Below are 15,241 nucleotides of genomic sequence, written 5' to 3'. Positions count from 1 at the left end.
AAAAAGTATCCGGCTGCGGCCCCCGGCGTGGCGAGCGCGTTCCTGCAAAGTATTTGCCTGATTCTCCAGACCTCCCCGCCGGCAGGTGCGAATCCAAGGGAGGCGCGCTAAGCTACAAAACCGCTCAATCCTCCATGGTGGCCATTCCCAGGCCCTCCTACCGCGACAAGGCCCCGAACATGTCCGACGAAACACCCGAAATCGCCGCCGTCATCGCCCAGCCGATGCCGCTGGAACCCGAACTCGATGAAGCCCGCAAGGAACTGGTGGCGCTGATCGAGCACATCACCCAGGGGCAGGACGGCACCGTCATCACCGCCGTGCCCGGCCTGCAGGTGTTCTGCATCAGCAAGCCCGAAGGCCCCAAGCACGGCTTTGCGTCGCCGGCGCTGGGCCTCATTGCGCAGGGCTCCAAGCGGATCATCGTGGGCGACGACATCTACGTGTACGACCCCATGCACTACCTCGTCACCTCTGTCGACCTGCCGGTGTGCGGCCAGGTGTGCGTCACGAGCGAGAAGGAGCCGTACCTCGGCGTGCGGCTGGAGCTGGCCCTCGACGAAATCGGCGACCTCATCGGCGACGAGAAGCTGCCGGCCAAGGCCAACAACGCGCCGGCCTCGCGCGGCATGTACGTCAACCGCATCGCCATGCCGGTGCTGGAGCCGGTGCTGCGCCTGCTGCGGCTGCTCGACACTCCGGAAGACGTGCCGATCATGGCGCCGATGATCAAGCGCGAGATCATGTATCGCCTGCTGGTCAACGGCGAGGGCGCGCGGCTGCGGCAGATCGCGCTGCAGGACAGCCACACCCAGCGCATCGCCAAGGCCATCAGCGCGCTGCGCGTGAACTACGCGCAGTCGCTGCGGGTGGAAGACATGGCGCGGGCGGTGCACATGAGCGTGTCGTCGTTCCACCACCACTTCAAGGCCGTCACCGCGATGAGCCCGCTGCAGTACCAGAAGCAGCTGCGCCTGCAGGAGGCGCGCCGGCAGATGCTGATTGCAGGCGCCGACGTGGCGAGCGCCGCGCACAACGTGGGCTACGAAAGCCCGTCGCAGTTCGCGCGCGAGTACGGCCGCATGTTCGGTGCGCCGCCGCTACGCGACAAGCGCCGCTGGCTCGGCGAGGCGGGCAACGATGCGATGGGCGCCGAGTCGATGGAAGCGGCATGAGCCGCATGAGCCCGCCAGAGCGCTTGGCCGGCGTGTCGCATGGCTGAATCGAAGATCGCCATCTACGGCGCCATTGGCGCCAACGTGGCGATCGCGGTCACCAAGTTCATCGTCGCGGGTGTTACCGGCAGCTCGGCGATGCTGTCGGAGGGCATCCACTCGGCGGTCGACACCTTCAACGGCGTGCTGCTGCTGGTAGGGCTGCGCCTGAGCAAGCGGCCCGCGACGGTCGAGCATCCGTTCGGGCACGGCAAGGAGCTGTACTTCTGGAGCCTCATCGTCGCGGTGCTCATCTTCGGGCTGGGCGGTGGCATCTCGTTCTACGAAGGTATCCAGCACATCCGCCAGCCGGAGCCGATGCGCGACCCGACGTGGAACTACGTCGTGCTCGCGGCGGCGGCGCTGTTCGAGGGCACGAGCTTTCTCATCGCGCTGAAGCAGTTCCGCGCGCAGGCCCGCGGCCAGCCGTTCTGGCAGGCGCTCGACCGCAGCAAGGACCCGACCACCTATACCGTGCTGGCCGAAGACTCGGCCGCGCTGGCGGGCCTGGCGGTGGCCGCGCTCGGCATCTACCTGAGCCACGCGCTGGACATGCCGGCCCTCGACGGCGTGGCCTCGGTGGTCATCGGATTGCTGCTCGCGGGCGTGGCCGTGCTGCTCATCGCGCAGTCGCGCGGGCTGCTGATCGGGGAAGGCGTCCGCCCCGAGACCGCGCGGGCCATTCGCGCGCTGGCCATGGAACAGCCCGGCGTGGAAGACGTGGGCCATGTGCTGTCGATGTACATCGGCCCGGAAGACGTGCTGGTGATCGTCGACGTCAACTTCAAGGACGACACGCCCACCGGCGACGCGGCCGAGGCCATCGCGGCCATCGAGAAGCAGGTGCGCGCGCGGTTCCCGATGATCAAGCGGATCTTCATCGAGGCGAGCGATGCGCCTTCCGGCGACACGGGCGCCGAAAGAAAGAGCGGTGCCTTGTAGCACTTGCTGCAATTTCTTGCGTCGTCCCGACCATGCCGGTTTTGCAAAATTTCGCTATTGTTTTGTTCGCTGCAGCAGCCCGTTCATGTGATCGGGAGAACCAAACAACACGGAGAAATGCATGCTTTGGGAAAAGAAGCTGGCGCAGTGGAGCGCCGCCGTTCGTGCTCGCGCCAACCTGCCTGCGCGGCTTACCTTGTGGGACGGCCAGTCTTATGACTTCGGCACCTTCAGCGGGCCTTCGGTCACGCTGCACGTGAAGTCGCCCGCGGCGCTGTCGCTGATGCTGCAGCCCACGCTCGACAACCTGGGCGAGGCCTACGTCAAGAGCAAGATCGACATCGAAGGCAAGCTCAGCGACGTCATCGACATTGCCTACGGCCTTGCGAAGACATCGATGGACAAGCCCGGCGGCGCGCTGCGGCACATGGCTCGCTACTTCGCGCACACCAAGTCGTCGGACAAGAAATCCATCGAGTACCACTACGACGTTTCCAACGACTTCTACCGGCTGTGGCTCGATCCGAACATGGTCTATTCGTGTGCCTACTTCGAGAACGGCGATGAAGACCTCGCCACCGCGCAGCTGAAGAAGATCGATCACATCCTCACCAAGATCGAGCTGAAGCCGGGCCAGACCCTGCTCGACATCGGCTGCGGCTGGGGCGCGCTGGTGATTCGCGCGGCGCAGAAGTTCGGCGCCCGCTGCGTGGGCGTGACGCTGTCGCAGAACCAGTTCGACCTGGCGACCGAACGTGTGAAGGCTGCCGGCCTGCAGGACCGCATCGAGATCCGCCTGCAGGACTACCGCGACGTGACCGGCCAGTTCGACCGCATCACCAGCGTCGGCATGTTCGAGCACGTGGGCCGCAAGAACCTGCCGGCGTACTTCAAGCGCGTGCAGGAGCTGCTGGCCGACGACGGCGTGGTCATGAACCACGGCATCACTTCGTCCGACCCCGAGGGCGGCGGCGTGTCGTATGGCGGCGGCGACTTCATCGACCGCTACGTGTTCCCCAACGGCGAGCTGCCGCACATCAGCCTGGCGTTGCAGGCAATGCAGCAAGGCGGCCTCGAAGCATTCGACGTGGAGAACCTGCGCCGCCACTACGCGCAAACGCTGCGCTGCTGGAGCGACGCCTACGAAGCCAACAGCGAGAAGGCGCACGCCTTCGTCGACGAGGAGAAGTTCCGCATCTGGCGCATCTACCTCGCGGGCTGCGCCTATGCCTTCGAGAACGACGACGTGGCCATCTACCAGATCGTCGGGCGCAAGGCGGGCAGGTCGGCGAAGACACTGCCCTGGTCGCGCCGCTACATCTACGACGGCACCTCGGCGTTGAATGCGGGCTGACGGCCGCAGGTGAAGCCGCTTCAGTAGCCCAGAAGACCGTCCCAGATGGCGAGTTGCGCCAGCTTCGGCACCGTGCCTACGGCCACGCTCCCGCTGCTGCCTTCGCCCATGCGCACCGCATTCGCCAAGGGGCCGGTGTAGCGCGGCCATGCAGTACCGGCGCCGAATGCCGTGGCCTGCGGCTCGCGCGCGAAAGACACCAGCGCCGCTGCCATGCTTGCCGACAGCTGCGCTTCCGCGGTGCCGTTGCCAACCTTGTCCTTGTAGTAGTCCAGCCCGTAGGTGCCGAAGAGCAATGGCAGGTCGGCGCAGTGCGGCACGCCGTGTCCCGGCGCCCTGAGGGCGTGCGCATAGGTGCCGAAGCGCACGTCCTTGCCTTCGCTGGCGAGCCTGCCGGCGTAGTGCACCGAATGGACGCGAATGGCGTAGTCGCCGTAGATCTCCACCAACAGGTCGCCGGCACCCGTTGGCCGTCCCTCGTCGGCGGCAGCCTGGCGGTAGCTTGCGAGCACTTGGCTGCTTGCCGTGGCCGAGTTGGTCAGCGATGTGATGTATGCCAGCAGCTGCGTGTCGTTTTGCGGCAGGGGCGCCGTCAGCGCCTTGCCGGTGGCGGGGTCGATCAGGTCGACGAAGAAGCTGCCTTCGGTCAGCGTGGTCGTGATGATCACGGGCAGGTCGGCCGGCCATGCGGCACGCGTCCAGTCTGCGAGGCAGAACTGCGCGTCCATGACCGGAACGAACTTCGAACTGCGTCCGGTCGTGATGGTGGCTGGCAACGGTTGCGCGTTGAGTGCGATCTCCGCTGCGTGGAGCGTGGCGGCCGGCACGTCGCGCAGGCCCCGCGGCGTGGTGTTCAGGCGGGCGGCCAGCAGTTCGGTGTATGCAGCTGCGTCCTTCAGGCTGAAGCTGTTCGGTGCCGCGTTGCTGGCTGGGCTCAACAGCACGACCTTGCGCAGGAACTTCCGGGAGGCGGGGTTCTGCGCAATGACCGCCGCGCTGGTGCCGCCGGCCGATTGCCCCATCAGGCAGATGTTGTCCGGGTCGCCCCCGAAGGCGGCGGCGTTCTGGTGCACCCATTGCAGCGCGGCCATCTGGTCCTGCAGCTGCCAGTTGGCGACGCTGCCGGTGTCGGCATCGACAAGGTCCGGGTGCGAAAGGCCGCCCAGAGCACCCAGCCGGAAGTTGACTGTGACCACCACCACGCCGAGTGCCGCGAGTGCTGCGCCGTTCATCAGCGGCATGCTGGTGGCGCCGGTGCGCCAGGCGCCGCCGTGCAGCCACACGATCACCGGCGCCCTGGCGGCGTCGGCGGCATTCGCGGGTGCCCACACGTTGACCGTCAGGCAGTCTTCGCTCTGCTGCGCCGGCACGGGGTAGATCCACGTGACGTACGGCGGCAGCGTCTGCAGGCTGGCAGCGCCGAACCTGTCGGCGTTCACCATGTCGGACGCGGGCTTGAGCGGCTTCGGCGACTGGAAGCGCAGCGCGCCGACAGGCGGCTGGGCATACGGAATGCCGAGGTACGACGCAACGCTGCCGCTGACCTGTCCCTTGAATCGCCCCGAGGTGGTGTCGACGACCGGCGCGGCGGCCTGTTGTCCGGTGCCTGTGCCGTTGCCGGCAAAAGGTGTCGAGAAGCCGCCACCGCCTCCGCCGCCGCAACCGGCCAGCGGCAGCGCGATCAACGCGCCGGTCGCCTGGATGAACCGCCGCCGGCTTTCGGGCCAGATGGGGAAAGAACTCTTCTTCTCGTGATGCGCCATCGTCGTCCTCGGGTGGCCGGTTCCACAGCGGACCCGACTTGCGGCCGATGCTAGGAGCGATGACCGTGCGATGACACCCGGGCGAATGAAACGCAGCTTTCTGAAAACGCAGTTTTGAACGACGCTATCGCACCGTTTTCGAATAGGGCTCGGTGGCCTCCACCAGCATCGCAAGAAACTGCCGTCCCGCCAGCGTGAGGTCGCGGCGCGAGGGATACAGCGCGTGGATCGAGATGGTCGGCGGCGCCCACCCCGGCGCCACCACGCGCAGGCGGCCCTGTTCCAGGTCTTTGGCGCACAGGCTGACCGGCAGCCGCGCAATGCCGATGCCCGCGAGCGCCGCCTGGTGGATCTGCAGCAGGCTGTCGCTGGTGAATCGTGGATGCACGTTCAGCTCGACCCCGGCATCGCCGGGTCCGCGCAACAGCCAGCGCGAGGGATGCGGGCCGAAGGTCCAGCCGATAGCCGGGCAGTCGTCCAGCGCGGCAAGTGCTTGCGGCGTGGCCGGCTCGCCCAGCGATTCGAACAGCGCCGGCGCGGCTGCCAGCAGGTACGGAAAATCGCCGAGCTTGCGCGACACCATGCTCGAATCGGGCAGCGTGTCGATGCTCGGGCGAATCAGCAGGTCGGCCGCCTCGCTCCAAGGGGAAGGGCGTCCGTCGGTGGAGTCCAGCGTCAGCGTCACCTTCGGATGCCGCTTGACGAACTCCACGCACAGCCGCCCGACCAGGCCCGTGGCCATGGCGACGGGGCACGACACCCGCAAATGGCCCGACGGCTCGTTGAGCGTGTCTTGCGCCACCGCGAGCGCGTTGCGGGTCTCGGCGCGAATAGCCAGGCCGTGCTGGTACAGGCGTTCGCCGATCTCCGTCACCTTGAAGCGCCGGGAGCTGCGCACCAGCAGGCTCACGCCAAGGCGCTTTTCGAGGCCCGCGATACGGCGGCTCAACCGGGACACGGGAATGTTGTGGCGCGTGCTCGCGGCGTTGAACCCGCCGGCTTCCACCACCAGCACGAGCGCGATCAGGTCGTCGACGACGCCGTTGAGTTCATCCATTCGCAGCTTTCTGAAGCGCCAGGCGCCCGGATGACGCCGGCCGGCTGCATCGGACTGTAGCCAACGAACGGCGCCGAGAGCCCGAGCAGGGGACAGGGACTCATGCCGTCTATAGCATGCACGGCTCATGACCTCCCCCAACAGAACAACAAACCGCCCGCTGGTCATCGCCTCCATCATGGCCTCCATGGCGATGGTGGCCATCGAAGCCACCATCGTCTCCACCGTGATGCCGCAGATCGCCTCCGAGCTGGGCGGCCTGCATCTCTACAGCTGGGTGTTCGCCTCCTTCCTGCTCGCGCAGACCGCGATGACGGTGGTGTTCGGCAAGCTCTCAGACCTGTACGGCCGCAAACCCATCATGTTCGTTGGCATCGCCGTCTTCGTCATCGGCTCGGTGCTGGCGGGCTTCTCGTGGTCGATGCCGGCCATGATCTGCTTCCGGCTGATCCAGGGCATTGGCGCGGGCGCGATCCAGCCCGTGTCGCTCACCATCGTGGGCGACCTCTATCCGGTGCGCGAGCGCGGCAAGGTGCAGGGCTGGCTTGCGAGCGTGTGGGCCGTGTCTGCAGTGGTCGGGCCGATCATCGGCGCGCTGATCGTGCAGAAGCTGTCGTGGGCCTGGATCTTCTGGGTCAACGTGCCCATCGGCCTGGCCGCGGCGGCGGGCTTCTGGTTCTTTTTGCACGAGGCGCCCACGGTGCGGCGCTCGTCCATCGACATGGTGGGCGCGGTGCTGTTCACCATCGGCATCGCGGCGCTGATGATTGCGCTGACCGAGTTCGGCGTCGGCAATTCGGGCGTCGCGCTCGCGTGGGCCGGGTTGTTCGTCGTCACGCTCGCGCTGTTCATCGCGCAGGAGCGCCGCGCGGCCGACCCGATGGTGTCGCTGCGCCTCTGGGGCGCACGGATGATCGCCACCGTGAACGGCGCGGCCATGCTCGCCGGCATGGTGCTGATCGGCATCACGACCTTTTTGCCGATGTACGTGCAGGTGGTGCTGGAGCGCTCTTCGGTCACGGCCGGCCTCACGCTCACGATGGTGATGCTCGGCTGGCCCATCGGCGCGACGTTGACCTCGCGCACCTTCCACCGCATCGGGCTTTGGCGCATGGTGGTGGCCGGTGCGGCGCTGATTCCACTGGGCACATCGACCTTCGCCTTGCTGGGGGCGGGCAGTTCACCGGTGCTGCCCGCCGTGGGTTCTTTCATCATCGGCCTGGGCATGGGCGTGATGAGCCTGAGCTCGCTGATCCTGATTCAGGAAGGCGTGGAGCTTTCTCAACGCGGCGTCGCCACGGCGTCGAACGTGTTCTCGCGCAACCTTGGCAGTGCGCTGGGGGCTGCCTTCTTCGGCGCGGTCTTCAATTTCGGATTGACGCGCGGGGACGGCACGATGATGTTCACCGACGACCAGTTGCGCCTGCTGCTGCAGGGCGTGCACGGCTCCGTCGCGGGGGATGCGGGCATCCGGCTGGCGCTGGGCGGCTCGCTGCATCTCACCTTCATGGCGATGCTGGTCGTGAGCCTGGGCGTGATCGCGCTGGCGTTGCTGCTGCCCAAGGAAGGGCTGGAGAGCCATGTGGTCGGAGCAGGGAAGCCGGCGCCGAAGTAGCCGGTTTCAGGGCCTCAGCAGAGACTTTTTCATGTACGCCAGGTAGAAGCCGGGCGCGTAGTCGTCGATGCGGGCGTACTCCTCGTAGCCGTGCTTCAGGTAGAAGGCCCGCGCCTGCCATTCGAAGGTGTCGAGCTTCGCGTTCTTGGCGCCCAGCGCGATGGCTTGCCGTTCGGCTTCGACGAGCAGGCGGCTGCCGAGACCCGTGCCTCGCGCGTCTTCCTCGACAAAGAGCACTTCGACGTTGAGCCAATACAGGAACACGAAGCTGCGCAGTCCGCCGAGGAGGCGGCCGTTTTCGTCCCTTGCGTTGAGGCGGATGTACTGCTGCTCGGGGTACTCGCCGACGAAGCCGTAGTTGTAGTGCCGCAGCTTGAGGCCCAACTCGCCGGAGCGGACTTCTTCGGGCGTGGGTGTCGTGATCGTGATGTTCGTCATGGCATGTGGGCTGGGTAAGAGCCGGGCAACTGTACCGGCCCCGAACCGCTACCCACTCAGGAATGACAGACGAACCCGTCCTTGAGCAGCGTGATCTCGAACTGCAGGTTGCCAGCACGCGCACCGCGTGCCTGTGCCAGCGTGCCGTCCGCGCGCCATTGGCGCAGCGCGGCGGCCAGGTAGTCGCGCGAGGTGGCGTCGCCTTGCGGTAGGCGGATGGCGGCGTCCGACGGCGGGCGCAGGCCGCTTGCCAGTGGCTTGTAGAAGCGCCATTCGTCGTTCTTCAACAGGCGTTCCAGCACTTCGGCGTCTTCGGCCAGTGCGGCGCATTCGCCCGCCATGAAGGCCGACACGGCATGCACGGAAGACGGGTAGCTGCGCGGCTGCGCCCCGTAGCGCAGCGACACCGCACCGGCGTAGCCCGAGCCTTCGCCCACGCAGACCGGCGCGCCGCGCAGCGCCTCCGCATCCTGCACACGGCCTTTGCGTAGCGCGACCACCAGGCCACTGCCTGTGTCGTAGCTGCCAGGGGCCGCGTCGATGCCTTTCGGCGCGGTGGCGGACGGCACTCCAGCGATAAGCAGGTCGACACGGCCATCGCGTAGTGCCGCGTCCTGCGCGGCAGCGTCCAGCCCTACCAGTTCCAGCGTCACGCCCAACGAGCGGGCCAGCTCGCGCGCCAGCGTGGCGTCGAAGCCATCGGGCTCCGGCGGCGTGGGCGCTTCAGGAGGGGCGGGGCGCGGATAGCGGCGCACGCCAACGACCAGCGTGCCGCGCTCGATGGCCCTGGCCAGTACCGGCCCTTTGGGCAACTCGCTCAACCGAGTGCCCGAAGCCCAGGATGCGCCCAGACCCGCCAGCGCAGCCGCCGCAACGAGCGAGGCGCCGGCCAGCGCGAGCCGACGAGAGCGCGAAGCCGACGAGGAAGCAGCGTTACTCATCGAGACTCAACCCCCGCCGCCAACGCAGCAACCGCCGCTCCAGCAGCGCAAGCAGGTAGTTGAGCACCAGCCCCAGCACCGCCAGCAGCAGGATGCCCGCATACATGGTCGGTATCTGGAAGGTCTCCTGCGAATTCAGCGTGAGAAAGCCCAGCCCTGAATGCGCGCCGATCATCTCGGCCGCCACCAGCGCGGTGATGCTGTACGCCCCCGCCAGCCGCACGCCGGTGAAGATCGACGGCAGCGAGGCCGGCAGCACCACCTTGAAGAAGATGAAGCGCTGCGACGCGCCCATCGACAGCGCCGAGTTCACGAGCAGCCGGTCGACCTGCTTCACGCCGCTCACCGTGCTCAGCAGCACGGGCCAGAACGAAGCCCAGAAGATGATCGCCACCTTCGACAGCTCGCCGATGCCCAGGAACAGGATGAACACCGGAAACAGCGCGAAGGCCGAAGTCTGGCGAAAAAGCTGCAGCACCGGATCGACGATGGCCGCCAGCCGCTTTGAACTACCGATCAGCAGGCCCAGCACCACGCCAAAGAAGCTCGCGAGCACCAGCCCCCACAGCGAGCGCTGCAGGCTGGCGGCCATGTGCTTCCAGAGCTGGCCGGTGTCGACGAGCTGGGCGATGCTCGCGATCACGGCGGAAGGCGGGCTCAGGTAGGCATCGCTCACGATGCCAAGGCGCGGCAGGGCCTCCCACAGCGCCAGGAAGATCACGATGCCGATGCCGCGTTCGGCCACCCGGCCGAGGCCGCGAGCGAACTTGAAGAGTCGGCTGGGCGAACGAACCACTGGAGCGTCGAGCACGGCACTCATGACACGCCCCCTTCGAGCGACTTGGGCCGCAGGCCGATCTGCACTTCGTCCTTCAGTACTTCCCACGCACGTTGCCGCAGCGCGGCGAACTCGGCCGAGTGACGAAGCTCCGCCGAACGCGGGCGCGCGAGCGGAATGTCGATGATGTCCTTGATGCGGCCGGGCCGCTGCGTCATCACCGCCACGCGGTCCGACAGGTACACCGCTTCTTCCAGGCTGTGCGTGATGAACACGATGGTCTTGCGGTACTGCTCCCAGATGCGCAGCAGCTCGCCCTGGAGAATCTCGCGCGTCTGCGCATCGAGCGCGGCGAAGGGCTCGTCCATCAGCAGCACGTCGGGCTTGTAGGCGAGCGAACGCGCAATGGCCACGCGCTGCTTCATGCCACCCGAGATCTCGTGCGGGTAGCGATCCGCAAAGCCATGCAGGCCCACCAGTTCGAGGTATTCGTGCGCGGTGCGGCGACGTTCGGCCTTGCCGACGCCGCGTATCTCGAGCCCGACCGCGATGTTGTCGAGCACCGAGAGCCAAGGAAACAGCGCATAGCCCTGGAACACCACCCCCTGGTTGCGATTGATGCCCGCGAGCGGCTGGCCGTTGATGGCAATGCGCCCGCCAGTGCGTTCGGTCAGCCCGGCCAGGATGCCGAGAAAGGTCGACTTGCCGCAGCCCGACGGGCCGAGCACCGAGAGGAATTCACCCTCGCGCACGTCGAGGTCGAAGCCTTCGAGCACACGCACGCGCTCGCTCGCGCCGCGGGCTGCGTAGTCCATCCGCACGTCGCGGGCAGAGATCTTGATGGTCATCGGCGCGCGCTCAGGCCTTCGTGGCGATCTTGCTGGCGAAGGGGTTGAATTCGTTCGTATACACGTCCTTCACTGCCACCTTGCCGGCGGCGAGCTTGCCTTCGGACTGCAGGATGTCGATGTAGTACTGGATCGGCGGCTCGGTCACCACCAGGTCGTCGACGTAGGCATAGCGGTCGACATTCTTCAGGTCCATGTTGATGCGCTTGGCCACCAGCTTGCGGGCTTCCTCGGTGTTGGCGTTGACCCAGTTGCCGGCCTTGGCTAGCGCAACGACCACGTCGCGCACCGCCTCGGGGTGCTGGCGGATGAACTGGCCGTGGGCGCTGTACGGCGCCATGCCGCCGAGGCCGCCGTCGAGGTCGAAGTCGCTCCACAGCCGCACAAGCTGGTCGGCGTTGTCGGCGCGACCAGAGAAGGGCGCGTGGATGATCGCCAGGTCGGTGTTGCGCGTTACCAGCGTCTGCTCGGCCTGCTCGTCGGGAATGACGACGAAGTTGATCTTGTTCACGTCCACGCCGTGTTGGCGCAGGTACTTCTTGGTGACGAACTCGGCGCAGGCGCCGAAGCTGTTGAAGCCGATGGTCTTGCCTTCGAGGTCCTTCGGTTCGCGGATGCCCGAGTCCTTGCGAACGAAGTACTTCATGTGCGGCGCTTCCTGCAGCGTCTTGCCGCCCGCAGCCACGACCTTGAGGTCGGCGCCCGAGGCAATGGCCGAGATCACCAGCGGCACCATGCGGCTGCCGAAGTCGATCTCGCCCGTGCCCACCAGCGGAATGATCTGCGGCGCGGCGATCTTGCCGACGTACTCGGGGCGCGTGTTCGTGCCCTCGAAGTAGCCGAGCTCGTCGGCCAGGTAGATCAGGTCGAACGAGGGGTTGTTCGGATACTTGAAGGCAACCTTCTCGCCGGTCTTCTTCACCACGGCCGGAGCGCCGCCGGCCGATGCGGTCTTGCCTTCTTCGCGCGAGCAGCCCGCCAGCAAGAGGCCACCGAGGCCGCCGGCCGCAGTCAGCGAGGCGAAAGTCTTGAGCGCAAGGCGGCGCGAAGGGTGGGAGGGCGTCTCGATGGGCATGGCGGCGCGCTCCGTTAGCGGAGCGGTCTGGAAGTTGGCGGAGCGCCGATGCTAGAAAGCGCCCCGCGCCGCGCCAACGAAGAAAACCGCCTATGCATATGCGGCGACGGATAAGCGCGACAGCGGCGTGGAAATGCTTGCCGCGCTGTGCCTGCGGGGGCATCCTCGACGGCTCTCTTTATTCCTCCACCCATCGTCAAGACAAGACACACCCATGACCTACCACGCCGACTCCAAGCGCTACGACGCCATTCCTTACCGTCGCGTCGGGCGCAGCGGGCTCGTGCTGCCCGCCATCTCGCTCGGGCTCTGGCACAACTTCGGGGACACCACCTCCATCGCCACGCAGCGCCAATTGCTGCGCACGGCCTTCGACCTGGGCATCAACCACTTCGACCTGGCCAACAACTACGGCCCGCCGTACGGCAGCGCCGAGACCAACTTCGGCCGGCTGCTGCGCGAAGACTTCAAGCCGTACCGCGACGAACTCATCATCTCGAGCAAGGCCGGCTGGGACATGTGGCCGGGCCCGTACGGGCAGGGCGGCGGTTCGCGCAAATACGTGCTCGCGAGCCTCGACCAGAGCCTGCAGCGGCTGGGCGTGGACTACGTCGACATCTTCTATTCGCACCGCTTCGACCCGCACACGCCGCTGGAAGAAACCGCCTCCGCGCTGGCCCAGGCCGTGCAGCAGGGCAAGGCGCTGTACATCGGCATTTCGTCTTACTCGGCCGGCAAGACGCGCGAGATTGCCGCGCTGCTGCGCGAGTGGAAGGTGCCGCTCCTGATCCATCAGCCGGCCTACAACCTGTTCAACCGCTGGATCGAGAAAGACCTGCTGAACGCGACCGATGAACTGGGCGCGGGCATCATCGCGTTCACGCCGCTCGCGCAGGGCCTGCTGACCGACAAGTATCTGAAGGGCATTCCGGCCGATGCACGCATCAACCGGCCCGGCGGCGGCTCGCTCAAGCAGGAGCACCTGTCCGAAGCCAATGTGGAGCGTGCCCGCGCGCTCAACGAGATCGCCAAGCGCCGCGGCCAGACGCTGGCCCAACTCGCGCTGACGTGGACACTGCGCGACCCGCGCGTCAGCTCCGCGCTGATCGGTGCGAGCCAGCCCGAGCAGATCGTCGACAACGTCGCGGCGCTGTCGCATGCGCCCTTGAGCACGGAGGAACTGGCGGAGATCGACAAGTACGCGGTGGAAGGCGGCGTCAATCTCTGGGAGAAGCCATCGACCGATTTCGCCTGAGGCCCGGGATCGCGATTCGCGAACCGCATCAGGTAACTTGGAATCCGTCTTTGGAAAAGCAGTGGCACTGCGCAGAATCGGCCGAAGTTTTCTTTCGACCGTTGCCATGCCACTGCGCACCCACTACGTTTCCCCGGCGGCCCAGGCCCGCCATGTTCTCGCCCTGACAACCAAGGCCTGGCGCATTCCGCCAGGCTCGGCACACGAAGTGGCGCGGCGTGCGCCGCATGGCTATGTGCCGGCAAGGGCGCTGCGGCGGTTGCATGCTGCGGCCGCTCTGGCCTTGCTGCCCCATTCGTGGTGAACTCCGCACCAGGGCCCTGAACCTGGAGACGAAGAAAGATGCTGATCGTTCTGGGTGGCTTGCCCGGCAGCGGCAAGACCACCATCGCACGCGAGATAGCCGCGCTCGTGCCTTGCGTGTACCTGCGCATCGACACCATCGAGCAGGCACTGCGGTCGACTGATGCGCTGGCCGGCGAGGTCGGCCCGGCCGGCTACGTTGTGGCCTACGAGCTGGCCCGCTCCAATCTTTCGCTCGGGCTGACGGTCGTGGCTGACTGCGTCAATCCATTGCCAGTTACGCGCGAGGCATGGCGGGCTGTTGCGGCGGACGCCTCGTCGCGCATCGTCGAGGTCGAGATCGTGTGTTCGGACATCCCCGAGCATCGGCGCCGCGTCGAGCAGCGAAGCATCGATGTGCCGGGCCTCGTGCCACCGACATGGGCGGCCGTGCAGCAGCGCGACTACGAACCGTGGACCACGCAACGTCTCGTCATCGACACTGCGTCCGTCAGCGCGCGAGAGGCTGCCGAGGTAATTCTTTCTCACACGCGCGACTGAGCACTCAGCAGATATCGATATAGAAATTCGGCGCAACCGGTGCGCGCGATGCCCAAGAGAATTTGAAGCAATTCTTTCAAGGGCGCTTCCCGCCTCACACCGTGTCTTATTCGCTGTCCCTGCTCGACAAGAGCCTGATTCCCGAAGGCGCCGACGCCGCACAGGCGTTCCAGCACACCATCTCGCTCGCACAGAGCGCTGAGCGGCTGGGCTACCGCCGCTACTGGCTCGCAGAGCATCACGGCAACAAGAACTACGCAGGCTCGGCACCCGAAGTGCTGGCCGCGCATGTGCTTGCGAAGACTTCGCGCATCCGCGTGGGCACGGGCGGCGTCATGCTGCAGCACTACAGCCCGTTCAAGGTGGCCGAGACGTTTCGCGTGCTGGCCTCGCTGGCGCCGGGTCGCGTGGACCTGGGCATAGGCAAGGCGCCGGGCGGCCTGCCGCTGACGAGCAAGGCGCTGCAGTGGCTGCACGATCCTGTGAAGAAGAGCGAAGACTTCGGCGTGCGTCTCGCCGAGCTCGATGCATTCCTGCACGACGGCATCGCCTCCGGCCATGCGCTGGCCGGTGTGGTCGCCACGCCCAACCCGCCACAGCTGCCGCAGCGCGTGCTGCTCGGTGGCAGCCCTGAGAGCGCGGTGCTTGCAGCGCGCCTCGGCTGGCAGTTCGTCTATGCGGGGCACTTCAACGGCGACCCGGTGAATCTCGCGCAATCGCTCGAGGCCTATCGCGCGGAGTCGGGGCGCACACCGATGCTCGCGCTCTTTGCATTCGCGGCAGAGACGCACGAGAAAGCCGCGGAGCTTGTTGGCGCGCTGCGAAGCTTTCGTGTGCACCTGCCTACCGGCCAGAGCGTCAACCTGCCGAGCCTCGAAGCCGCCGCCGAGTTTGCACGGCAAGCCGGCGTGAGCGACTACCGCACTGAAGAGCGCCGCCCTCATGTGGTCGCAGGCACCGGTGAAGAGGTGCGCGATGCGCTCGACGCACTGAGCGAGCGCTATGGCATCGAGGAGTTCGTCATCGACATCCCGGTGGCCGGCTTCGCGGAGCGCCACGCATCCGTCGAGCTGCTCGCCAGGGCGCGTGAACCGGCAGCAGTGCCGGCCTGAGCCTTC

The 15,241-nt window shown here is 66.7% G+C and carries 15 protein-coding genes; 8 read left to right on the top strand and 7 right to left on the bottom strand.

Translation table 11 applies throughout. The features are described 5' to 3' along the window. Positions 1-179 precede the first annotated feature (179 nt). From ACSFCA_RS25590 to ACSFCA_RS25580, 3 genes are all read left to right on the top strand, one after another. Positions 180-1,175: an AraC family transcriptional regulator gene (locus tag ACSFCA_RS25590; protein WP_258355010.1), complete on the top strand. Its 996-nt coding sequence runs from the start codon at positions 180-182 to the stop codon at positions 1,173-1,175. A gap of 39 nt (positions 1,176-1,214) precedes the next feature. Further along, complete coding sequence (locus ACSFCA_RS25585) at positions 1,215-2,156, top strand: cation diffusion facilitator family transporter (RefSeq protein WP_435461471.1); 942 nt, start codon at positions 1,215-1,217, stop codon at positions 2,154-2,156. 121 nt (positions 2,157-2,277) lie between these two features. Next, positions 2,278-3,510: an SAM-dependent methyltransferase gene (locus ACSFCA_RS25580; RefSeq protein ID WP_258355008.1), complete on the top strand. Its 1,233-nt coding sequence runs from the start codon at positions 2,278-2,280 to the stop codon at positions 3,508-3,510. 20 nt (positions 3,511-3,530) lie between these two features. Here the strand turns inward: ACSFCA_RS25580 and ACSFCA_RS25575 are convergent, their stop codons facing one another. Beyond that, complete coding sequence (locus ACSFCA_RS25575; protein WP_435461470.1) at positions 3,531-5,273, bottom strand: carboxylesterase family protein; 1,743 nt, start codon at positions 5,271-5,273, stop codon at positions 3,531-3,533. A gap of 124 nt (positions 5,274-5,397) precedes the next feature. Next, positions 5,398-6,330 carry a LysR substrate-binding domain-containing protein gene (locus ACSFCA_RS25570; RefSeq protein ID WP_435461469.1) on the bottom strand — a complete coding sequence of 311 codons (933 nt, stop codon included), beginning with the start codon at positions 6,328-6,330 and terminating at the stop codon, positions 5,398-5,400. Positions 6,331-6,457: 127 nt separating this feature from the next. On the opposite strand from ACSFCA_RS25570, the gene ACSFCA_RS25565 reads away from it, so the two are divergent. Beyond that, positions 6,458-7,945 carry an MFS transporter gene (locus ACSFCA_RS25565; RefSeq protein ID WP_258355005.1) on the top strand — a complete coding sequence of 496 codons (1,488 nt, stop codon included), beginning with the start codon at positions 6,458-6,460 and terminating at the stop codon, positions 7,943-7,945. A gap of 6 nt (positions 7,946-7,951) precedes the next feature. Here ACSFCA_RS25565 and ACSFCA_RS25560 read toward each other — a convergent pair whose 3' ends face one another. From ACSFCA_RS25560 to ACSFCA_RS25540, 5 genes are read right to left on the bottom strand one after another with little or no spacing between them, the layout of a single operon-like run. After that, entirely contained in the window at positions 7,952-8,383 is a 432-nt protein-coding gene (locus ACSFCA_RS25560) for a GNAT family N-acetyltransferase (protein WP_258355004.1), read from the bottom strand. Between the two features lie 56 nt (positions 8,384-8,439). Then, positions 8,440-9,324 carry a transporter substrate-binding domain-containing protein gene (locus ACSFCA_RS25555; RefSeq protein ID WP_435461468.1) on the bottom strand — a complete coding sequence of 295 codons (885 nt, stop codon included), beginning with the start codon at positions 9,322-9,324 and terminating at the stop codon, positions 8,440-8,442. Then, on the bottom strand, positions 9,317-10,144 hold the full coding sequence (locus ACSFCA_RS25550; protein WP_258355002.1) for an ABC transporter permease: 828 nt from the start codon (positions 10,142-10,144) through the stop codon (positions 9,317-9,319). The genes ACSFCA_RS25555 and ACSFCA_RS25550 overlap by 8 nt, the downstream gene beginning before the upstream one ends. Beyond that, positions 10,141-10,950, bottom strand: a complete 810-nt coding sequence (locus ACSFCA_RS25545; protein WP_258355001.1) for an ABC transporter ATP-binding protein — start codon at positions 10,948-10,950, stop codon at positions 10,141-10,143. The genes ACSFCA_RS25550 and ACSFCA_RS25545 overlap by 4 nt, the downstream gene beginning before the upstream one ends. Before the next feature lie 10 nt (positions 10,951-10,960). Continuing rightward, positions 10,961-12,025 (bottom strand): ABC transporter substrate-binding protein, encoded by a 1,065-nt coding sequence (locus ACSFCA_RS25540; protein ID WP_258355000.1) that lies wholly within the window; start codon positions 12,023-12,025, stop codon positions 10,961-10,963. Positions 12,026-12,239: 214 nt separating this feature from the next. Here ACSFCA_RS25540 and mgrA point away from each other — a divergent pair, with 214 nt between their 5' ends. The 4 genes from mgrA (at position 12,240) to ACSFCA_RS25520 (ending at position 15,235) form a co-directional block, all read left to right on the top strand. Further along, on the top strand, positions 12,240-13,280 hold the full coding sequence (mgrA, locus tag ACSFCA_RS25535; protein WP_435461467.1) for an L-glyceraldehyde 3-phosphate reductase: 1,041 nt from the start codon (positions 12,240-12,242) through the stop codon (positions 13,278-13,280). Positions 13,281-13,386: 106 nt separating this feature from the next. After that, positions 13,387-13,584 (top strand): hypothetical protein, encoded by a 198-nt coding sequence (locus ACSFCA_RS25530; protein ID WP_143696807.1) that lies wholly within the window; start codon positions 13,387-13,389, stop codon positions 13,582-13,584. Between the two features lie 38 nt (positions 13,585-13,622). After that, on the top strand, positions 13,623-14,123 hold the full coding sequence (locus ACSFCA_RS25525; RefSeq protein ID WP_435461466.1) for a P-loop nucleotide/nucleoside kinase family protein: 501 nt from the start codon (positions 13,623-13,625) through the stop codon (positions 14,121-14,123). 101 nt (positions 14,124-14,224) lie between these two features. Then, entirely contained in the window at positions 14,225-15,235 is a 1,011-nt protein-coding gene (locus ACSFCA_RS25520) for an LLM class flavin-dependent oxidoreductase (protein WP_435461465.1), read from the top strand. The last annotated feature ends 6 nt before the right edge of the window (positions 15,236-15,241 follow it).

It is taken from the genome of Variovorax multivorans (assembly GCF_051216835.1).
In the GTDB taxonomy this organism is placed as follows: Bacteria; Pseudomonadota; Gammaproteobacteria; order Burkholderiales; family Burkholderiaceae_C; genus Variovorax.
The sequence above is the reverse complement of the archived record's forward strand: the minus strand, read 5'-3'. Positions and strand labels throughout refer to the sequence as shown.